The sequence below is a fragment of the Paraferrimonas sedimenticola genome, assembly GCF_002282855.1.
GTDB classification, from domain to species: domain Bacteria; phylum Pseudomonadota; class Gammaproteobacteria; order Enterobacterales; family Shewanellaceae; genus Paraferrimonas; species Paraferrimonas sedimenticola.
The window spans coordinates 579,114-600,899 of sequence record NZ_NRIR01000001.1; the positions used below are offsets into that span (position 1 = coordinate 579,114).

The window sequence follows — 21,786 nt, forward strand, 5'->3', positions numbered from 1 at the left end:
ATGAACCCTCAAAACCAGCAAGTACTAGTAACAGGAGCTAGTAAAGGAATTGGCCAAGCCATTGCCGTAGAGCTAGCCCGGCAAGGCTTTACCGTGGTTATCCACTATGGCCGCGATGCCGATGGAGCCAAGAATACTGCGGACCAAATTGAAGCTTTGGGCGGAACTTGTCGCACCATTAGCTTTGACGTGTCTCAACGCCAACAAACCAAACAGCAACTTGAGCAAGACATTGAGCAGCATGGCGCCTACTTCGGCGTTGTAGCAAACGCTGGAGTAACTCGAGATACCGCATTTCCGGCGATGACCGGAGAAGACTGGGATGGCGTGATCCACACTAATTTGGACAGTTTTTACAACGTAATACACCCTTTAATCATGCCAATGATCTCACTGAAGCAAGGGCGTATTGTCACTGTGTCATCACTTTCAGGTCAAATAGGAAATCGCGGCCAAGTAAATTACTCTGCCTCTAAGGCTGGCATCATTGGAGCTACTAAAGCACTGGCCACTGAGCTTAGCAATAAGCGACGCGCCATTACGGTCAACTGTGTAGCTCCAGGACTTATCGATACCGGAATGGTTGAAGAGCATGTCAAACAGCATGTGCTACCAGCAGTACCTTTACAGCGTATGGGAACCCCTGAAGAGGTCGCAGGACTGGTCGCTTTTCTAATGAGCCCAGCAGCAGCCTACATCAATCGCCAAGTCATAGGAGTCAATGGAGGTCTGCACTGATGAGTCGCCGAGTTATCGTTACTGGCATGGCCGGTATTACCGCTTTAGGGCAAGATTTAGAAAGCGTGATGAACGCTTTGAGACTTGAGAAAAACGCAGTCACGCGAATGGATGACTGGTCCAAATACCAAGGCCTAAATACCCAGCTAGCGGCGCCAATCCAGGATTTTCAGCTACCAAGCCACTACACTCGCAAGAAAACACGCTCAATGAGTCGAGTATCTCATTTATCGACTCGCGCCACAGAGTTAGCGTTAATTGAGTCCGGCTTAATCGATGAGCCGGCACTGACCGATGGCTCTACGGGTATTTCATACGGCTCTTGCTCGGGAAGCACGTCCGCTGGCACGGCATTCACAACTGTGCTTAAAGAGCATAGCACTCGAGATTTAAACGCTAACACCTATGTAGCAATGATGTCGCACACCGCACCGGTAAACACCGGACTGTTTTTCGGGGTAAAAGGGCGAGTGATCCCTACTTCTTCCGCCTGTACATCAGGCAGCCAAGGTATTGGTTTCGCGTATGAGGCAATCAAGCACGGCAAGCAATTAGCAATGATTGCAGGAGGCGCAGAGGAACTTTGTCCGACCCAATCGGCGGTCTTTGATACCTTGTTTGCCACGAGTTTAGCCAACGACACACCGAATGCCACTCCCCGTCCCTACGATCTTGCTAGAGACGGTTTGGTGATAGGAGAAGGGGCTGGTTCTCTCATTCTAGAAGATCGCGAATTTGCCCTTGCGAGAGGCGCCCAACCTATCGCAGAAATCGTAGGATTTGCTACCAATTGCGACGCTGCACACGTCACTCAGCCCAAAGCTGAAACCATGCAAAAATGCATGGAGATGGCCCTTGAAGACGCTAATTTAGCTCCTGAGCAAATTGGCTACGTCAATGGGCATGGCACGGCTACTGAACTTGGAGATATTGCAGAAACCACTGCAACTAGCCGTTTGTTTGGCAGCCAGATGCCGCTATCTAGCCTAAAGAGCTACTTAGGTCACACCTTGGGGGCCTGCGGCGCTATCGAGGCTTGGCTGACGATTGCAATGCTCAATCAGGGTTGGTTTGCTCCCACTATAAATCTGACCGACATTGATTCTCGCTGCGGCGACCTGGATTACATAGTGTCTGGTGGACGTGAGTTGGACTGCGAATATGTGATGAGTAACAACTTCGCCTTTGGCGGCATTAACACCTCACTCATTTTCAAACGGCTATAAAAAAACGACCAGCTACTTTTTCAAGAGCTGGTCGCATATTCCTATAGCAGGGAATTTAGTGTCTAAATATTGATAAGTTGATTCACCAATTCTCTGATTTTGGGTTCGGCGTCAATGAACTTACTAAAGTTACCACTGCCGCGAGTCGCGTCGTATTTAGCTACCCCTTCAAGACTGCCATTTTGGAAGACCTTGATCTCAGCGTAAGCCATGTATAGCGCTAGGTCCCATCTCCAATGGGCTTCGTAGGTAGAAGTCCATTGGCAACTCTGCGGTACCGCCTGCTCACTAACGATGCGATAGCTGATATTTTTACTTCTAAGTACAGCCTCGTATTGATCTAAAAATCCCTGCCGTACTTCTGGATTTCGTACAACACATAGATCAGCGCCATTGGCTAACATAACCGGTTCTACATGCTGATTAATGGAACAGGCAGTTAAAAGCAAAAGTGAGGTGCCAACAACTATTTTCCTTTTCATTTTTTATCCTTTATCTAAATATTTGCGTGAACAACAGGGATAACCAAATTTTGAATTGAATCCCCCGTCAAACTAAGAGCGATTCAATCGCTTAAAACAGACTATTTTAGAGACCGACGTTCTGCTGGACATATTAAGCTCCGCCGTTACTTATTAGTAATAAAACGCCCATTTCTTGTTTCTTTCCACTAATTCTCATGTTTTAACTAAAGCTGAAAATCGTCATCTAAAGAAAATTTATGCCAATGGCTATATTGAGAGAGAAAGAAGGGAGCCAATAAGCTCCCTTGCTTTGAATTGATGAAGTTTAATGCTTGATTAAAAGCTTTTAACTTATCTATTAATCACTATCGTTGACCGCTCACTGCTATCAGTGCCGTCACTAACGGTTAAGCCGATAACTACTTGGTCAGCAGTGAACGTATCTTTCAACGTAAGGGTTGGCGTGGCTGAAGAGGCATCATCAAAACTACCAACTTGTGACACAAGGTTTAAACCATATTGATACGATGTACCAACAATTTTCCAGTCGTAAGTAAGACTATCGCCATCCGGATCTGAACTTGCAGTTCCATCGAGCAGAATAACATTATTCACAACACTAGAGTCCACTGGCGCGATAACTGCGGTTGGCTTGCCATTAGTTGAAGCAACTACAGAAAGCTGCTCAACCGAAACTACTTCATCACCTTTTGACAGATTCAACTGGAAAACATAGTAGCCCTCCACATCCACACCAAATGATGCCGTTATTTCGCTTTCATCCGTAATTGCACTTGTTGAGTCATCAGGAGCTGATATTAAGTACCATTTGGCAGATACGTCTTCAGCCATTCCCAGAGAAGCTGACCCGTCTAGAGCTACTTCCGCACCGATGGTAGTGTTCACTTTTCCAGCTGTTTTAGCAACTACTGGCGCTGTGTCATAGACAAATAATGTTACTTCCTGGACTTGGCCGTACTTGTAATAGTCGTCTACTTCAACGCTGTATTCGTAGCGCCCTGGCAACGTCGGATTCTCAATTAGCTCAGCATTGTATCGAATGAGGGTGGAATAATAATATATATCCAACAGACCGTGATCTTCAGTTTCCAGCACGGTTCCCTTCCGAGACCAATAATAATCAATTAAACTATCGCTCGCGTTGATAGCCTCTGCGCCGCTTAGAACTACTTCGTCTCCAAGCATGACATGTTGCTGCTTATCGCTACTAATGTAGGTTGGAACCTTTTCATGTCCTGCATAAACGTCGATGTAGAAGTTTAAGTAGTCGCTGTAGTTCTCACCATCGAATACTCGAGCCGTAACGATGGTAAAACCGGACTCATTTGCTAAGAATTTTGCAATTGCTTTTTCACTTTGTGAGGAAGTGATTGTAGCATCGAGGTTCATTGAAGAAGAACGTACCATTTTATATTCGTACTCTAAAGGCCTTCCTTCTGGCGAAACACTCTGAGAAAAATCCAGAATGAGCTCTTCACCAACTCGTGCTCTTAGTCTGTTACTACCAGATTGAACAACCGCTTTTAGTGCTATTTTCGGAGCTGCTTTAACCTCTAGGTTTACTTCAACTGCCTCAGTTGAGTCGCGTCCATCGCTCACGAATAGCGAAGCGGTATAAAACCCAGCTTTGTCAGGGTGAAAGGCAAAATAAGACTTTTCACTTACTTTATTGGCCAAATTGCTGCCAGTCGGAACGTAACTAAAGCTCCAGCTGTAGGTAATATCATCGCCATCTTTGTCATAAACATCAGAGTAAAAAACAGCTTCGCCGCCCATATAATAGTCTTGACCATAGCCGGGCACCTTGATTGATACCGTTGGTGGCGTATTAGGTGGTTTAACAGTGACTGTTAGTTCCGAAGCTTCACTATCGAGCTCCCCATCATTTACCACTAGCTCAAAAACATAGGTTCCGACAACGTCAAAAGTAGGCCCCTGTACTTTTGATTCGCTAGTAACAAGCGTGTACTGAGGTGATACAAGAGCACTTCCATATGGACCACTCACCAAGCTCCATTTGTACTCGGCAATATCACCATCATTGTCGTAGCTTCGACTTCCATCAAATTCTATCGAGTTGTTCACCTCAACGGTTACTTCATAACCAGCGTTTGCTACCGGAGCTTCGTTACCCGCAGCGACCTCTACCTCAATAATTACTGGAGAGCTATCTATAAATCCATCGGATACAACAAGCTGCACTCTATACGTGCCTGCTTGGTCTGGAATAAAGCTAACGCCCGAACTACTATATTCAAAATCGGAAGACGTGTTTGCGCTACCTTCTGGAGTTTGTAGTAAAGTCCAGAAATACGTTAAGCGATCACCATCTACGTCAAAACTTTGAGAACCATCGATGGTTGCTTGCTCACCTAAAGCCACTTCAATTGAAGAGGGCACAACCGCAACTGGAGGGTTATTCGGCGTAGGACTAGGATCAGTACCGCCGTCACCTGGGTCAGTACCACCGTCGCCAGGATCAGTTCCGCCATCACCGGGATCAGTGCCGCCATCACCCGGGTCAGTGCCGCCATCGCCTGGATCAGTACCACCGTCGCCAGGGTCAGTACCACCGTCGCCTGGATCAGTGCCATCTTTACCAGGACCCGAACCATCTGGATCGGGAGCAGTGACAGAGAAAGAAATGAGAGCAGGAGAACTATCTGCCACGCCGTCGTTAACAATTAGCTGAACAGTATAATCTCCAAGAACTTCTGGTTTGAACGCTACTTTTGCATTATCTCCAAGAAGCGTGTTAGGCAACAACGATCCTTCTGGTTGAGAGCTGAAACTCCATACAAATGTTAAAGAATCGCCATCAGGATCATTACTACTTGAGCCATCAAGCTCGATAGTTCCTCCAAGTACAACACTTAGAGGACCTGATAACGCTGCTACTGGTATATTGTTAGTTTGTCCACCGCCGTTATCTGGGTCGACTTCCTTTTCCGGCTCATTACTCGATTCGCCTCCACAAGCTGCTAGCGATAAAGCTAATAACCCAACAACAAATTTTTTCACAATAATTCCTTTTTGTAATTCCAATTTAAAAATATTGCTCTAAGAATCTAACTATCCATGAAACAATTTCGGGAACCTTTCCCGAAAAATAAGTTGCCATGCATGTTCTAGTACAGAAAACACCTTACTAATTTAGCGTCAAATATTTGACTACCCATCAAATCTTTAACACAATAAACCATAAAAAATCACAAAAGATAAAAAATTATAAAAATGAGAAGTTAGTCAAAATTTTATAAACGGGCGAAACTTGATAAACTTTATAATCAGAAACACCTAAGCCCAGCGCCACTGCTTAAATATCAGGTATACCTGCCCCTGAAAACACACAAACACCATAAGAATCAACTAATAAATCATCAGCTTCAACAGAGAACCTTTTTGGTAGTAAAGAGAAACAAAAGGCAAATAGAGGATCGCTAATTAGCTAATACCTTAATTAGTTAAGCGAAAGGATAACATTGCCAAAACTCTATGTATTTGCAGTGAAATGCTGGATAGCCTTACAGGCAATAAAATTTTAAATTAAGCAGTATATAACTTCAAAGTATAAGAAATATAAAACGACAGAAAACATTCATTTGCGCAACGCTAAGTAAACACTAAGAATTTATAACCAACCCCAACATATGCAGCCGACACTGTAGAATTAGCCACTGTAGTCAAAATGCTATCAAGCTTGGTCGTTAGTTTCCTTTGGCGTAATAACTATCACCCAAACCAGTTTCGGTAAACTTGTAGTCGATACCTACAACCTTATTGAAAGCATAGCCTAACTCACAACCTAAACCACGCGTATCACAGTCGCTAAAGTCAGCACTTACCGTAGGTGCGCGCCTATGTCGGCGTAGAATCCGCTACTATTATTAGCCGGCGTCTCTTCTGCGTATGCTTAGAAGACTGCCAGACCAGAAACCACTAGTAATATTGGAGTAATGACTTTCATCATGAGTATTCCTCGATATTGTTGCAATTCAACACCAGAAATCAAAATGTTACTACCCAATCAATCAAGAGGCTAATTAATAAATAAAGAAAAAGCAGCGTTCCAATAAACTTTAAACATTCAATCACCAACTTTTAATTTAGATTAAAGCAACAGGAAGGACCTAAATAATATTAGCACCAGCAAAACATTAAGCATCTCAAGAAAAGCATATCACGCAAATCACAAACCTAGATTCGATCCACAAATTAAACCAATAGCAACAATTCCGACCCAGCTATATGTTACTTTCCATAAGCTGGTCAATCATCTACCATTCAAAGTTATGTAACATAAGTTTAAAGCAAATTACTAATGCGCATATTAGGTGTAGCTATAAAATTAATAACAAGGATACGTAGAATAATTCGCCAGCCTTTATAACCTAGGTTTACATATAACATTAAATAAAGGATTAAGAGACTATAATGTATAAGCAGCTTGGAATGGCAGTGTGTCTTGCAACACTTTTAGCTGGATGTGGCTCCGAATCAGAAGATTCAGTTGAGAGTACACCACCACCAGTAATGAAACTTAACGGGTCAGACTATTCAGTATCTAACCCATTTGTTGTGACTGGCTCACCATTCACCGTTAGCTGGGAGTCCACAACTCGCACTGAGTTGTACATATCTACCACTCCTGAAGTGACTGACAATAGTCTCGAAGTTTACGGCTACAACTGGGGCTCGTACGAGAGAGAATGTCAAATTGACGAAAGCTACGTCGAAATTGATTGTAATCTGGATGGCCAACTAATCGGTGGGCGTGAAAACATTACAAGTCTTGTAAAACAGATTCCAACCACTTTGTACCTGATTACCCAAGAGACTACCTATGTAACCGATGGTACTAGCTTGGACGAAGAAGTTCAATCCGTATCTATGCCTATCCAGTTGAACTAGCAACTGTTTAGGCCCTTAGATATGACGAGAAAGCGGCCATTATGGCCGCTTTTTTATCGCCTCGAGACGCTTTAGCTAACCCCGAAACGCCCTTTCAAGTAATCAAAGGTCGCACGCACACCAAAGGCCTCACCACCCAATGGACGACCCGGCAGTTTGCGTACGTTAAAGGCCATAATGTCAAAGTGCACCCAGTCAGTACCCTTTGGCAAAAACTCTTGTAAGTACAGGGCCGCGGTAATCGCTCCGCCAAACGGTGCATTTGGACAGTTGGTCATATCAGCGATATCGCTTTTCATCAGGCTGTGATAGCCCTTGTACAGTGGCATTTGCCACACAGGGTCTTGCACCGGCTCACCGGCTTGAATTAGCCCCAGCGCAGTCTCAGGCTTAGTCGCAAAGAAGCCTGGTAGCTCGGTACCGAGCGCCACTCGCATTGCACCGGTTAGGGTGGCGAAGTCGATAACCAGCTCAGGACTCTCTTCGGCAGCCAAGTCCAGCGCATCGCACATGACCAAGCGCCCTTCAGCGTCGGTGTTGTGGATCTCCACGGTGAGGCCTTTTCGGGTAGTTATCACATCACCCGGACGGTAGGCATTGCCAGCAATGGCGTTCTCAACCGCAGGGATTAGCACCCGCAGATTTACCTTCAAATTGGACGCCATGATAAGCCGCGCCAGACCGAGCACGTGCGCGGCACCGCCCATGTCTTTTTTCATATTGCGCATACCGGCAGCGGGCTTGATGTCCAAACCGCCACTGTCAAAGCAAACGCCCTTACCGACAAGCGTCAGTTTGGGCGCATTGGCATCACCCCAGCGAAAATCAATTAAGCGCGGCGCATGAATGCTGGCACGGCCAACGGCGTGAATGGTTGGGAAGTTTTGCTCAAGCAGTTCGTCGCCCACGACCTCTGAAAACTCGGCACCAAACTCTTCGGCCAAAGCTTTACTGGCCTTCGCTAAGTGTTCGGGCATCATGTCGCCAGCAGGGGTGTTTACCAAATCGCGCACCAAAGCTGTGGCTTGAGTGAGCTTTTGGGCTTCTTCAACCACTGCCATGTTCTCAATTGATAGGCGTGGCAGGGTCTTGCCAGGCTTGAGGTAGCGCTCAAAGCGATAGCTGCCCACCGCCCAGCCAAAGGCCACTGCCAATTGGTTTTGCGCTTGGGTTTGCAATTGATAGTCACCAACAGGGAGCAGGTGTATCAAGTCTCCACAGGCAAAGTATTCTTGGGCGTCTTCTGCCACAAACAATGCGGTTTCCACTGAGCCGTCCGCAGCAGGAATTAGGGATAGGCCAACGCCTGCGAAGCCTGTGTTGGTTAGCCAATTAGCAATTCGCAGCTCTTGTTGCTCAAGCCAAGCGTCAAAGCTCGCCTTGTCTAAAACCACTAATGGAATGCCTTGGGAACCTTGTGCCAGTACTGCCGACATGAATACTCCTGTTGTTATTGGTTATGGGGCGTGCTCGCCGATGCCACATAGTAAAGCACTCGCAGGGCAAATTACCAATCGGACCAAGCAACAAAAAAGCGACCTATGAGGCCGCTTTAGCATTGAATTCAATGGGCAATACCCCTTGCTAGGCAGGTCCTAGCCGAGCGAGCTACCGGGTTTCATCTGGTATAGAGGAATTGCACTGGTGTCCTCACTCTCGCGCTTGGCCGCTTTGATAAGCAAATCAGCCTCATACGCTAAAATATGACGGTTTTGGCTCAACGCCGAATCGATATAGTCTTTGCAAGCTGGGTGGTCTTTGATGGCCATCAGCTGTGCACACTGTTCGTGACTGGCATCGGGCAAGCTGGTTTCCACTGGCTGATAGTGGCGCAACACAGATAACTTGTTGGTTTGCTGTTTGGCCAAAGGTAACCCAACACAAAGTGCTGCCGCTGCGGTCATACCTATCAAGCCAAACACTGCTTCAATACCAATGGCACTGGCCCAGTCCCACAGCAGCAAAACCATGGCCGATGCGACCGCGGTGGGAATAGCGAACAGCGCAAAATCACTTTTCTCTTGCAGTGCCTCTTGGGCCTTCAAGGTTTGGCGAAGCGAATCAATTTGGTGTTGAGTCGGTGCTTTACCGCTACGAATATTGAAAATCATGTCAGCCTCCAACCGAGCCTTAAATGGGTTCGGTCTGCAATCTAAGTTACCGGTTAGATTGTGCCTGCTTTTATTAGTAAATACTTTTATACAGCTCAAAATTTAGAACAAATCTTCTGCAACCAGAGAGGCGAAGGTCGTCGCGTCAGCGGCTAGCTAATCACTTTGCAGCCACAAACCACGTTGGAGGGTTCAAATAATATGTGTGCGTAGCCGTTCCTCTCTGCAAGGATATTGATCGTCTCACTGTGGATGTCGTGGTTGTCTAGATTCATGCGGCTAACGTTGGCCATGTACTTCATATGCTGAGGCTGAGATGCTTCCGAATCTAGTGTTGCAATATCAACTTGGCTAAGGCCTAAATGGAACTGATGTCCGTTTTGAAGGCTATCGATAATTTTACCCTTCATGGTAATCACGCTAATGGCCTTACCCACGTTGCTAAAATAGCGATAATTGATGGTGACTCTATCACCTTTGAGCACATAATCGACTTGCATATAATGGGATTCTGCCTCCTCACCTCCCGTTTGGTGCCCGATTAACTCATTGCGACAACTAAGTTGCTTATCAACACTCAATCTACCAGGCGAAAACGCAAGCCAAGCCGTAAAGAGCAAGCCCGCCAGCATAAAAAGGTTGACCACTCGACAGGAAGCTTTAGTCACAAGCTTTCACCTCTCTCAACCATGTTTCATCGATAAATCTCGGAGACAAACCAAAGTCATTAATTTTGAAGTTTCGCGGAGGCACACCTTCATCTGAGGCAAAGGTAATTGCCAGTAGCATGCCGTCAAAAGAAAGAGACAGATAAATGTGACTCCAGCTTATATCTGCACACTGTCCAATCTGGGTCGCTAAAGATTGCACGTATGGGTCACTAGTTTTCAGCAGTTGTTCGGTTCGCGCTACTTGAATTAGGGATACGTCAGTTCCCGATTGAGCCCGAGCAACCGACTCAAACTGGATTGTAGTTGTCGCATGAGGAGACTCAAAAAATATCGGGTAGTGCAGTGCTATCCAGAAACCAAGCAAGCCAACGATTGCTATTCCCCAAAACACTATTGGTGATAGCAGTTCAGCGTTTTGGTCGGGTGACTGAGCTGGCAAGTGATCACCAGCACTGGTAAGGACCAGACGATAACCAGTCCCTGGCACCGCCTGAATGTGGCTATGGTCTTTATCCCCGATGAATTGACGCAAACTAAATACAGCTTTCACTACAGCGGATTTAGAAATCACAGTCTCGCCTGATTCGTCGCAACGCAATTGTTGAAAATTAACCGCCTCGCCTTCGGACTGAAATAGCCAATGCAAAACAAGGCGTTCTGCTCTGGGCAACTCTTTGCACATCGGCTTTGAGTCGTGGTAGAGCAGTCCTTTACTCTCATCGAATCGATAGTGCCCTAGGCTCGGGTGGTCGCTCATTTGCACTCATATAAATAGACGAATTGATTTCAGCATAACTTTTGGAACAATTTTTCAGTGTGAGCTTGGTTCTAAAAAGAAAAAAGCGGCTTTTTCAGCCGCTTGTTTTGAGTTAGAGATCACAACGGAATTAACAGGCGATTACTCAGAGATAATCTCAAAAGTACTTTCAACCGACCCAGTACGCACTTGCAATGCGACCCTGTGGTAAACCACTTGCGGTTGCCACTCGATACCTTGTGGAGCAGCAAACTGATACTCACCAGGTCCCGTTGCGGTTAGCTGAACATTGCAATCCTCTTCGTCACATCCAAAACTCTCAGTTTGGTGCCAAGGAAAAGCCATCCCCTTCATTTCTGTTTTTTCAGGCAACCCCATAAACGCCACTAAAAACTGTGATTTTTCAGCACCATTGAGTAGCTCACCCTGATCATCAACCAGTTTGAAATTTACGCTGCTATTTTCTGCATCGAAAGCAATAGCTTCAATGTTAATCGAATCCGCCTGCGCGATATCAATACCAGGTTCATCGCTACTGCAACCACTAATAACAAGTCCCAATAGGGTTGCGAGGGCGACTTTACTTTTCAACATGATATGCCCCCTTGGTTAGTGACAAGTGCTACAAGTAGCACCATCGTGAGCATTCGAGATATTCGCGCTGACATCGTGCGGCGCGTGGCAGGACTGACATTCCATATTGGAGTTAACATCCGACACTTTGTAGGTCACTGGCTCAGCCTTACTTCCCGAGTGGCATGCCATGCACTCGGCGTTGTCTTCAGACTTCAGGCTTGCAGTAAACTTGCCTTCAATAGCCATATTGGCAAATTCCACCAAGGTATAGGCTACTTCAGCGGTGAGCTGGCCACAGCGCTCTGCTTTGGCAGCATGCTTCGAGCCATATTTAGAGACCTTAGACCACTTAGTAACCGAAGCGTGGCACAACACTGTGCCAGCAACCGACTGGCTGATCTTTTCTGGCGTCAAAGGCTGTCCCGCATCATCGTTTCGAGTTGGGGCGCCAATCATATCTACGAATTTCGTTCCATCATTACTCAAACTGGCATTCCCGGCAGGCATATTTGCTGTCTCGTAGTAATGGAATACCGAGCTAATGATCTTGCTTTGCATGGAATTGCCGTCCGGATCTTTAATATCCAGGATATTAATTCCCATAGCAGTGGCGTTTAGACATCCGCACAAAGTGCCCCAGCCAGCAATACCTCCAGCGCCATATAGGCTTAGATTAGTTGGTAGCGCTTCGACTCGAGCCGCATCTGGGTGATTTTGTGCTTTTAGCTGTTCTGTCAATTCAGCGAACAAAGCGTCAAACACACCATACATACAGCCACCGCGGCCGTATCCTTCGTAGGCTCTTTTGGCCACTTTCTTCGGGTCGAGTTTTACGTATGGTAGTCGAGTTAAATCAGCACCACCCATGTTGCCGACACCAATTTCAGCGGCGCAGTTTGTATTTGCAAACGCGCTGGTTGGAATTGCAGCAGTGCCCGCTGCCACCGAGGCGATACCGATGATTTGAGCCAAAGCGCGGCGGCGCTCTTGTACAGGGTATTCGTTGTGTTGTTTTTTCATTGGTTTCTCACTATGTCGATTTAATTGCAGGGAAAACGTTTCAGTGAGAACGACAATAAAAGGAAGTATCACGACAAAACGGGAGAAGAATCCAAGTAATCGCTGGTGAGCTAACCAGCGTCTATTGATTCGTATTTCTTGGTCCGACCGCTGCTCGACAATGCGAAGCACACCACGAATTTAGGCCATTTTGAGACATGCGCAACCCTCAACTGTACAAGTAATCACCGATTACTGGCCGGTAATAGGTCTTACTAGAGAGTCACAGTGAATATTTTGAGAGATGAAACACACCTTTAGAAGAAATCCCTAATTTACCCGCATAGCCTTATATTGGGCTGAGCTTGACTTTATATTATTAAATTATAATATCGCGATAACACAAGTTTTTTGCTTAAAGCTTGATAATGGCGTTAATCGATAGGGTGAAGAATATGAGCAGTACTAACAACAAAATCGTAATCATTGGCGGTGTCGCCGGTGGCGCGTCCGCCGCAGCCAGAGCCCGACGCCTGAGTGAAGACGCAGAAATCGTGATGTTTGAACGCGGCCCATTTGTTTCTTTTGCCAATTGCGGCCTGCCCTATCACGTGGGTGGCGAGATTGAGCAGCGCAGTAAGCTGATTTTGCAAACCCCGCAAAGCTTCAACAATCGCTTCAATGTGGATGTGCGAGTACAGCACGAGGTGATTGCCATACACCGAAGCGACAAACAGGTGCGGGTTAAAGATCTCGCCACCGGTAAAGAGTTCCTCGAATCCTACGATGCGCTGGTGTATAGCCCAGGTGCTGCGCCTATCGTGCCGCCAATTGCCGGTATCGATAACCCGCTGACCTTCACTTTGCGCAATATTCCAGACATGGACCGAATCATCGAGCAAATAGACAGCCGTGAGCTTAAACAGGTGGCGGTTATTGGCGGTGGTTTTATCGGTTTGGAAATGATGGAAGCCTTTGTTCATCGCGGCATTAAGACCACGCTGGTAGAAGCCTTGCCGCAGGTGATGAATTCAGTGGACCGAGAAATGGCGGGCATAGTTCATCAAGAAATTCGCAGCAAAGGGGTCGACCTTAAACTCAATACCAAGTTGACCCAAATTAGCCACAACCCAGCTCAGCAAACCCTCACGCTGAGTTTAAACGACAATGAGTCGCTGGATGTCGACTTATTGATTATGGCGATTGGTGTCCGTCCTGAGGTTGGCTTGGCGCGCGATGCAGGCCTTGAGATCGGCGAGTTTGGTGGCGTGTTGGTTAACAGCCAAATGCAAACCAATGACCCAGTAATTTATGCGGTGGGCGATGCGGTGCAAACTAAAGACCTAATTACCGGTGAGCAAACCTTGGTGCCGTTAGCAGGCCCGGCCAACCGCCAAGGACGAATTGCCGCTGATAACATCTTAGGTCATGAGGCCCACTACCAAGCGACTCAAGCCACGGCCATCTGCAAGGTGTTTGATTTTGCGGTGGGCTCTACCGGCAAGAACGAAAAGCAGCTTAAGCAACTAGAAATCGATTACGAAAAGGTATTCGTTCACGCCGCCAGTCACGCGGGATACTACCCGGGAGCCGAAATCGTCAGCCTCAAAGTTCTATTCGAAAAGAGCAGCGGCAAACTACTTGGCGCTCAAGCGGTAGCCAAAGATGGCGTCGATAAGCGCATCGATGTGCTGGCAGTCGCCATTCGCGCCGGCATGACTATCGATGAGCTTGAGCACCTGGAGTTGTCCTACGCGCCGCCATACGGCAGTGCCAAAGACCTGGTCAATTTGGCAGGCTTTGTGGGCACGAATATCATCAAAGGCTTGGTGGCTCCGGTGCACTTTGATCAAATGGATGCACCCGCCGACAACCAATTAATACTGGATGTTCGCACCCCAAATGAGCTTAAGAATACCGGCTGCATCGAAGGCGCTATCAACATTCCGGTTGACGAGCTAAGACAGCGTGCCAGCGAGCTACCGAAAGACAAAGAGATACTGGTGTATTGCCAAGTCGGTCTGCGCGGGCATGTAGCCTATCGCATGCTGACCAATTTGGGTTATCAGGCGAAAAACCTAATAGGCGGCTATCGCAGCTATCGATTGGCAAAAGCCTGACCCAAAGCTTCGGATTGCTGAGTTGGTTGCCATAGCCGAGTTGGTGACCAAAGCTGAGTTAGTAAATCAGGCTCGGCATTAGGGGGCTTAGCGAATGCCCACAACCACCGGTGAACCCGGCTTCAAAAACCATGACAGAGAAGCAAACGCGATGACTGAAAACCTAGCGGTTGATTTGGACAAGATGGAAGCCCAATGCGAAATGGTTTCGAACGTGCTCAAAACCTTAGCCCACCCCAAACGCTTGTTGTTGCTGTGCCATCTAACCCAAGGCGAGCGCAACGTCAGTGAACTCACCGAGCTTACCGGGCTGTCTCAATCTCAAGTTTCCCAATTCTTAAAGTCGATGACGCTACAAGGCTTGGTGAAATCGCGCAGCCAAGGCAGCAATAAGTACTTTTTCATCATAGACGACAAGCTGCAGCAATTGATTTCCACCCTGCACCAAGTGTATTGCGAGGTTTAACCAGGTCTCAATACCGAGTAGGCACTGGGCCAACAACCCACAAAAAACAGCGGATGAGGGCTAGCCCTCATCCGCTGTTTTCATTTAAAGCGGGTTATAGGGTGTAAGTTTGCCCCGCATAGATGATGAAGTGACGCAGCGCTAGTACTCCAACTAGGCTGGCAAAGGCCACGGTCAACGCGGTAGCTTTCAGGTGGCGCGTCTTAGATGGCAGTAAGCCAGACATCAAAGGCACACCAAAACCAATGCCCACCACGCCAATCCAGAACACCTGCGCCCAAACGCCTTCGCTCAAGGCGGCCAGTGCCAGCGCAGAGGCACCACCGGTGAGATACAAGGTAGCAAACAGCATCACTAAGAACAGTATCTCAAGAGACACCACAGGCAATTCCAAAGCGTGGGTAGTCTTCATTTCTGGCTGAGTAGTGTGAGCGCCGAAGAACAATATGCCCACCAAGCTGTTGGCCGCCGCGCCTGCCGATAAAGCCGAGAACAGGAACAGAGCTGGCAGTGCCGCGGTATTAAGTAGCGGGTATGCGGTCAGTGCTGAGATTAGGAAGCCGGTGTAGGCCGCCACCGCAATCGCTAGCACAAACAAACTGCGCTCAATCAAGGCTTTGTAACCAAGCAAGCTGTTGGTCAACCCCGCCAAACTCGGCACCCACTGAGCCACTTCGCGATGAAACACCATTAGCGCAAACACAAAGCTCAGCGGAATGTATACCAGCAACACGATAACACCCAGCGACATCACCGACTCCAGGTTGTAGTTAACCAAAATCACCCAAAAATCGAATGGCTTGGTCAAATCAAGTACCAGGCACAGCATGCCCAAGCAAATCGCAATTGGCGCTATCAAGGCCGCGGCCTTAAGTAGTGGCTGAGCTTGGTAGTCGGAATCGCCACCGCGCAGCCAGTTGACGACAAGGCCTACCAACAAGCTACCGGCCGACAAACCCGCTAAAAACAAGTAAACCGCGATGATCCAATTCCAGGTGACCGGATCGTACTGACTCATATCTCCCCAAATGTTGTTCATTTCGAGATACCTCCGCGCTTAGTTGGAATTCGATACACTCGCGGCTTAGTGCCTAGGTGTACCTTGTCTTGGGTGGTGTTGTTGCTCGCCAACAGCTGAGCGGCCGCAGAACTTGAGTCATTGGCATCGCCAAACACCAGAGCATCGGTTGGGCACACCGCCACACAGGCCGGCTGCTCGCCACGGGCCAAGCGAGTGTCTTTACAGAAGTTACACTTGTCAGCCACGCCGGACTCTGGGTCCATAAAGCGCACTTTGTAAGGGCAAGCGGCGACACAGTATTGGCAACCCACGCACTTGTCGGCCTTAATGCTGACAATACCGTCATCGCCCACGTAAGCCGCGCCAGTTGGGCAGACTTTGACGCAAGGGGCGTCTTCGCACTGCTGACAAGAGACGCGACGGTAGTCAAAATGCAGGTTGGGCACTTGTCCGTACGGGCCTTCGATGCGCACCTGAATGCGAGTGACTGCATCGGGTACCTGGTTCTCGCTGCGACAAGCCACGTTGCAGGCCTGACAGCCAATGCAGCGGTTCTCGTCGTGAATCATTACTAATCTTTGGGTCATGATTCTTCTCCTAAACCTTTTCCACTTTCACACCCGTGGTGTGCAAATTCATTCCAACCACTGGCGAGGTCACATCGGGCAGCAAGTTGCCGCAGTGAACCCCCTTGTTGAAGGCGCGCTGTAGCTCTTTGTTCTTCGAGCCAAAGCCCATGTAGGCGAACACTGTGTCGGGACGGATCCCCGGAGTCACAAGCGCTGTGCCCACTTCAGAGCCGGTTTGGTTGTATACGCGGATCTCATCGCCGCTGCGAATACCGAGCTTGCCGGCGGTTAGCGGGTGGATCCACACGCCGTTATCGCTCATCAGTTGGCTCAACATTGGAATGTTGTGCGTCGCCGCATTGGTGTGAATCGCCACCTTGCCTTGAATAAAGAACAGCTGGTCATCGTCTTTGAGTTTGACGTCGCGATAGCGAATCACGCCTCGGCCCGGTGCCATGGACTCGACCTTGGCGGAAGACAACTCGATTTTGCCTGTGGGGGTTTTAAACTTAAGCGCGCTGGCGTAGGTGCCATCGGCATCTGGCTTGCGCGCATTGGCGTAAGTTGCAGCAAACTCGGCAACCATACCCTTCTCGCGCAACATCAGCGGCTTGCCGTAGCTAACCCAGCCTTCCTCAAGCACTGTGTTGACGAAGTTGGCGTCGCCCTTGGCTTGCGCCATGCGCAAGGTATCCATGTTGGTCCAGGGGTAAAACTGCTCCAGTCCCATGGCAATCCCCAGCTCACGCCAAATCTGCCAACTCGGGCGAGTATCGCCGATGACATCGACGACTTGCTGGCGCACGTAGTAACGCGGGTTCTTACCAGATTTATCGGCAATCTCTTCGTCGCGCTCTAGGTAGGTGGACTCAGGCAGAATAATGTCGGCAAAGGCCGCGGTTTCGCTGATATACACATCACAGCAAACAATGAAGTCCAGTTGCTTCATCGCCTTTTCGATGCGCGCACGGTCGGTCATAGTTTGCATTGGGTTAGAGCGAGAGATCACCCAGCCTTTCAGCGCATAGGGCTTAGCGTCCAAGGTCGCGTCGAGAATGCTTTGATAAATACCGCCGTTGGACCAAAGCAAATAGTATTGGTCGTCCACTTGGTCAATGCGCGGTGCGGTGATTTTCGGGTAATTCACCCCAGGCTTAGCCAGATCAGGTGCCACTTCTTCACCGGCGAGCTTGTTGTAGCCCTTGGCTTTTTTGCCAAAGAACAAACCACCTTTGCGCTCGATATTGCCAAGCAGCACGTTGGCCGCGAACAAGGCGCGACGCAGTTCGAACTCTTCGGTGGTAAAGGTCGCACGGTGGCCAAAGTCGACGCATACCGCCGGTGCTAATGCCGCCATCTCGCGCGTAATGCGAGTGATGTCTGACGCTTTTACATCGGTGATTTGCTCTGCCCACTCAGGCGTTTTTTGGGCCACTTCTTTGGCAAACGCATCAAAGCCTTCGACATAACGCTCAACAAAGGCTTTGTCGTACAGGTCTTCTTTGATTAATACGTGACACATGGCCAACGCAATGGCGATGTCGGTGCCGGGTTTGATTGGGTGCCACTCATCGGCCTTATCCGCCACAATCGAGAAGCGCGGCTCAAATACCACCAGCTTGGCGCCCTTCTCTACCTGAGCTTTCATCATGCCGCGAGTCTCGGACATGTTGATGCCTTCGTAGAGGTTGTGACCAAAGTTGACTATGTACTTGGAGTTGCCCAGATCACGCTTAATTTTGCTGCCCAACATGGCTGTTGAGGCAATCGAGTAACCGCCAGGACATGTGGTTAAGTGAGTAAAGGTATTGGGCGAACCATAGCCTTTGGCTAGGTCAAACAAGTGATGACTTAGCGAGCCTGATTTTGAGGAGAAGGCCACCGCTTCTGCGCCGTGGTCCTTTTTGATCTGGTTGAGCTTGCTGGCGATGGTTTGGTATGCCTCATCCCAGCTAATTTCTTGCCATTTGCCCTCGCCGCGCTCACCGACGCGCTTAAGCGGCTTTACAATGCGCTGCGGATCGTAGAGCAAGCTGTGTCCCGCACCACCGCGAGCACACACGCTGCCGCCAAACGGCGTGGCTTTGTCGTTGCCCAAGATCGAGACATTTTTTTCGTTGATGACTCTGGCTGAAATGGGACAGCGAGTGGAACACATCTCACAGATTGAATTCACATTGGTGGCCGAGCCTTTGATCGGTGCTGCCGACAAGCTGGCTATCGAGCCTGGGATGGCTGTGTACATGGCGCACGTGGCGGCAGTGGCTCCAGCTCCCTGTAAAAACGAGCGTCTAGAAAACTCCATGGCTTTCTCCCCGAAGTGTTTGTAATCAAATTCAGGGAGAGTATCTCTACAGAAGCGAAATGGGGATATTGTGGAAAACCACATGGCAAGCGGAAGCTTGATTCAGCTCACGCTTGCATAAACGCCTGTCGCTAATTAGCTGGTTTCCAGCTCATACACAGTCACTGTTACCAAACAACCGCTAACACCGTCGTCACGATTGGCGATAGTCAGGCTGCCTTTGTGCTGGCTGACGATTTCGCGACAAATGGCCAAGCCAAGCCCCAAGCCATCATCCTTAGTGGTTTGAAAGCTCTGTAGATGCCAGTCTGGCTCGTAGCTCAGGCCCGAACCGTTATCGAGCACCTTAAGCACCGCGTGGTCTGCATGATACTCAAGGGTGATTTCGATGCGTTTGGATTGGTTAGTTTCCACATCTTTCAGCGCGTCTAAGCTGTTTTTGATGGTGTTGATTAACACTTGTTCAAGACCGACTCTATCCACCAAAAGCGGTGTTGGCTCGCCTATTTGATGTTTGCTAAATTGCACACCCGAGGTGAGCAGTTCGTGCTGCAGAAACTGCTCAACATTGGCCACCAGCGCACCAAGCACTATCGACTCCGCTGGCGTTTCTTTGCGTCTGAGCAAGCCGCGAATGCGATGCACCACCTATGAAGCACGCTTGGCTTGCTCGCGAATTTTCTCCAGCGAATGGTTGGCTTGCTCGGGTTCTAACTTGCCTTGCTCCAGTTGCTTAAGCGAGCCCGAGCTGTAATTGACGATAGCGGCAATTGGCTGGTTGAGCTCGTGGGCCAAACCCGCGCCAACTTCACCGATAACCGCGGTGCTTTGCAGTTTTTCAAGCATTACCGCTTGGCGTTTGAGCTCGCGCTCTGAGGCAATTAAGCGCGCGCTTTTGCGATTGAAACTGTACTGCAGCACAAAGTGATAAATGGTGGCTAGCAGCCAAAAACCAAAAGCGAACCACAGATAGTGGGAATACTGCTTAACCCAAACCACGGGTAACAGAGGCACAGGCGTGGTGTTAGCAATATTGAGCTTTTGGTAGAGCTCGCGCACCTGAAACTGAGTTAAGGGCGAGGTCCAGCCGCGATTTTGCGCGGTGCGACTAATAGGATCGTCGCCATCGAGCCTGAGCAGAGCCGAGGTCACCGCTTTACTCACCTGCAAAGGCACCTCGCTTGATGCGGCAAACGACCAGTTGGGATAGAGTTCTGAGCTGGCACCGCACTGATAGCCGCTGGGGGTTTGGTCGTGAATGAGACGAAACTCGTTGCGGTCTAACTCGCCGCGATCAACCATCTCTTCCAGAGTGCACAAAGGCGTGACCGCCGCATCCACCTCGCCTTTTTGTAGGCGCAATAGCAAGGAGTCCAGCGGAAAGCCGGTAAACTCCACATTGGAGAAAAACTTATCCGAGTCAAACCCCTCAGCGGCAATCAGACCGATGGCCGCTTGGTAGCCCCCCAAGGCTTGCGGGCCTGAGGCCAAAATCTTGGTGCCCTTGAGATCCGCCAGTGCATAGTATTGACTGCTTTTGTTAACCCAAATCGCCGAGCCGATCGCCAGACTTTGACCACCGTGGCGAGCACTGAGCATGGTCGCTAACCAAGAGACTGGCGTTTGATTACTGATTTGCAGATATTGGCCGGGATTGGTCACCACAAACTGAACCTGCTTAGCTTGCAGTTGCTTGGCCATGGCTTCGAAGCTCAGGGGCACCACCTCAAAGCGATATTCAGGGATCTGCTCGCTCAAGTAGTCCATGGTCGGTTGCCAGCGTTGCTTCACGCGAACCTCACCCCAGTTGGCCAGCACCGCCACTTTGAGGGTTTGACCGTCAGACGCCTGAGCCTGTGCGCTGATTGGCGCCAACATCATCAGCCCTGCCCAAATGACAAAGCTAGCGTACAGCCCTTTGAATCCCATTAGCATCCCATTTTTACCGCGTGAATTTGTCAGCCTTAGCACTGATAGGGTTAAATAAAGCCTGAGCCGCTCTCAAACTTTGGTCAAGCACATGGTCCCAATATACCTAGTGGACGACGACATCGCTTTCGCCGATTCGCTACTTTTCGTCCTAGACAGCTATGGATTAAAAGCCACTCACTTCGATAACGCACCGAGCTTTATCGAAAACTGCGATCTCACGCAGGCCGGCGTTGCCATTTTAGATAGCCGTATGCCCAAAATGACTGGAGAACAACTGCATCAGCATCTGGTCGATGCCCACTCGCCTTTAGGCACTATTTTTTTAACCGGTCATGGTGACTTGCCCATGGCGGTACAAGCCTTTCGCGCCGGTGCCAGTGACTTTTTTCAAAAGCCGGTGGACGCCGAAGCCTTAGTGGCCGCAATCGAAAAAGCCTCTGAATTGAGCCTGAAACGACACCAGACTAGCGAACGCTTAGGCTTGCTGAGCGCTTTGAGTGAGCGAGAACTACAGATTCTTCAGTTGATAGGTCAAGGTCTGAAGAACAAACAAATATCGGATGCGCTGTTTTTGTCGACACGCACCGTTGAAGTCCACCGTGCCAAGCTAATGAAAAAGCTCGGTGCTGAAAACATGGCCGAGCTTGTCGAGTTCGCCTTGATTCACCAAAGCACCAAATAACCCCAGTTCGCATTGAGTAATAAGGCCTCAACAAACTTTTTTGTTGATTGAGGCTTTCTCATTTAGCTCTAGAGCACTTCACCAAAGTCCAAATAAAACCCAGTAAAACAGTAGGTTAATCATAAACCCATAAATCATTTGTGGTTTATTGGCACGCTGACACCCAAAAATAGGCACTAGACAGCCAAAAATCTGCGCGTTAGCTTGAAGATAAAGG

The 21,786-nt window shown here is 48.7% G+C and carries 19 protein-coding genes; 6 read left to right on the top strand and 13 right to left on the bottom strand.

The features are described from left to right. Positions 1 to 738 (top strand): 3-oxoacyl-ACP reductase FabG, encoded by a 738-nt coding sequence (gene fabG / locus CLC93_RS02450; protein ID WP_095504535.1) that lies wholly within the window; start codon positions 1 to 3, stop codon positions 736 to 738. Then, positions 738 to 1,964 (top strand): beta-ketoacyl-ACP synthase, encoded by a 1,227-nt coding sequence (locus CLC93_RS02455; RefSeq protein ID WP_095504344.1) that lies wholly within the window; start codon positions 738 to 740, stop codon positions 1,962 to 1,964. The genes fabG and CLC93_RS02455 overlap by 1 nt, the downstream gene beginning before the upstream one ends. A 62-nt stretch (positions 1,965 to 2,026) precedes the next feature. Here CLC93_RS02455 and CLC93_RS02460 read toward each other — a convergent pair whose 3' ends face one another. Further along, complete coding sequence (locus tag CLC93_RS02460) at positions 2,027 to 2,446, bottom strand: Sbal_3080 family lipoprotein (protein WP_095504345.1); 420 nt, start codon at positions 2,444 to 2,446, stop codon at positions 2,027 to 2,029. A 333-nt stretch (positions 2,447 to 2,779) separates the two neighbouring features. Continuing rightward, positions 2,780 to 5,470, bottom strand: a complete 2,691-nt coding sequence (locus CLC93_RS02465; protein WP_095504346.1) for a PKD domain-containing protein — start codon at positions 5,468 to 5,470, stop codon at positions 2,780 to 2,782. 1,512 nt (positions 5,471 to 6,982) lie between these two features. Between CLC93_RS02465 and CLC93_RS02470 the strand changes: the two genes are divergently transcribed. Next, positions 6,983 to 7,360 (top strand): hypothetical protein, encoded by a 378-nt coding sequence (locus tag CLC93_RS02470; protein ID WP_095504347.1) that lies wholly within the window; start codon positions 6,983 to 6,985, stop codon positions 7,358 to 7,360. A gap of 71 nt (positions 7,361 to 7,431) precedes the next feature. Here the strand turns inward: CLC93_RS02470 and CLC93_RS02475 are convergent, their stop codons facing one another. The 6 genes from CLC93_RS02475 to CLC93_RS02500 form a co-directional block, all read right to left on the bottom strand. After that, on the bottom strand, positions 7,432 to 8,796 hold the full coding sequence (locus tag CLC93_RS02475) for a leucyl aminopeptidase family protein (protein ID WP_095504348.1): 1,365 nt from the start codon (positions 8,794 to 8,796) through the stop codon (positions 7,432 to 7,434). A gap of 159 nt (positions 8,797 to 8,955) precedes the next feature. Next, a complete protein-coding gene (locus tag CLC93_RS02480) occupies positions 8,956 to 9,471 on the bottom strand; it encodes a hypothetical protein (RefSeq protein WP_095504349.1) in 516 nt (171 codons plus the stop codon). Between the two features lie 152 nt (positions 9,472 to 9,623). Beyond that, a complete protein-coding gene (locus tag CLC93_RS02485; RefSeq protein WP_141237334.1) occupies positions 9,624 to 9,971 on the bottom strand; it encodes a hypothetical protein in 348 nt (115 codons plus the stop codon). Positions 9,972 to 10,131: 160 nt separating this feature from the next. Next, entirely contained in the window at positions 10,132 to 10,899 is a 768-nt protein-coding gene (locus CLC93_RS02490) for a winged helix-turn-helix domain-containing protein (protein ID WP_095504351.1), read from the bottom strand. 141 nt (positions 10,900 to 11,040) lie between these two features. Beyond that, positions 11,041 to 11,493, bottom strand: coding sequence for a hypothetical protein (locus tag CLC93_RS02495; protein ID WP_095504352.1), 453 nt, complete (start codon positions 11,491 to 11,493; stop codon positions 11,041 to 11,043). A gap of 15 nt (positions 11,494 to 11,508) precedes the next feature. Further along, entirely contained in the window at positions 11,509 to 12,495 is a 987-nt protein-coding gene (locus CLC93_RS02500; protein WP_095504353.1) for a C-GCAxxG-C-C family (seleno)protein, read from the bottom strand. 434 nt (positions 12,496 to 12,929) lie between these two features. On the opposite strand from CLC93_RS02500, the gene CLC93_RS02505 reads away from it, so the two are divergent. After that, a complete protein-coding gene (locus CLC93_RS02505) occupies positions 12,930 to 14,594 on the top strand; it encodes an FAD-dependent oxidoreductase (protein WP_095504354.1) in 1,665 nt (554 codons plus the stop codon). 94 nt (positions 14,595 to 14,688) lie between these two features. Next, the gene (locus tag CLC93_RS02510; RefSeq protein ID WP_211286785.1) at positions 14,689 to 15,060 is read left to right on the top strand and encodes an ArsR/SmtB family transcription factor; all 372 of its coding nucleotides are present in this window, start codon (positions 14,689 to 14,691) and stop codon (positions 15,058 to 15,060) included. Positions 15,061 to 15,154: 94 nt separating this feature from the next. On the opposite strand, the gene nrfD is transcribed toward CLC93_RS02510, so the two are convergent. The 5 genes from nrfD to CLC93_RS02535 all read right to left on the bottom strand — a co-directional run bounded on the left by nrfD (position 15,155) and on the right by CLC93_RS02535 (position 20,884). Then, the gene (gene nrfD, locus CLC93_RS02515; protein ID WP_095504355.1) at positions 15,155 to 16,099 is read right to left on the bottom strand and encodes an NrfD/PsrC family molybdoenzyme membrane anchor subunit; all 945 of its coding nucleotides are present in this window, start codon (positions 16,097 to 16,099) and stop codon (positions 15,155 to 15,157) included. Then, a complete protein-coding gene (locus tag CLC93_RS02520; RefSeq protein ID WP_095504356.1) occupies positions 16,096 to 16,668 on the bottom strand; it encodes a 4Fe-4S dicluster domain-containing protein in 573 nt (190 codons plus the stop codon). Before CLC93_RS02520 ends, nrfD begins: the two co-directional genes overlap by 4 nt. Positions 16,669 to 16,678: 10 nt before the next feature. Continuing rightward, complete coding sequence (gene phsA, locus CLC93_RS02525) at positions 16,679 to 18,955, bottom strand: thiosulfate reductase PhsA (RefSeq protein WP_095504357.1); 2,277 nt, start codon at positions 18,953 to 18,955, stop codon at positions 16,679 to 16,681. A 135-nt stretch (positions 18,956 to 19,090) separates the two neighbouring features. Then, entirely contained in the window at positions 19,091 to 19,603 is a 513-nt protein-coding gene (locus CLC93_RS02530) for a sensor histidine kinase (protein WP_095504358.1), read from the bottom strand. Continuing rightward, on the bottom strand, positions 19,604 to 20,884 hold the full coding sequence (locus CLC93_RS02535) for a phosphate/phosphite/phosphonate ABC transporter substrate-binding protein (RefSeq protein WP_169902769.1): 1,281 nt from the start codon (positions 20,882 to 20,884) through the stop codon (positions 19,604 to 19,606). Between the two features lie 91 nt (positions 20,885 to 20,975). Here CLC93_RS02535 and CLC93_RS02540 point away from each other — a divergent pair, with 91 nt between their 5' ends. After that, the gene (locus CLC93_RS02540) at positions 20,976 to 21,569 is read left to right on the top strand and encodes a response regulator transcription factor (RefSeq protein ID WP_095504537.1); all 594 of its coding nucleotides are present in this window, start codon (positions 20,976 to 20,978) and stop codon (positions 21,567 to 21,569) included. Positions 21,570 to 21,786 lie beyond the last annotated feature (217 nt).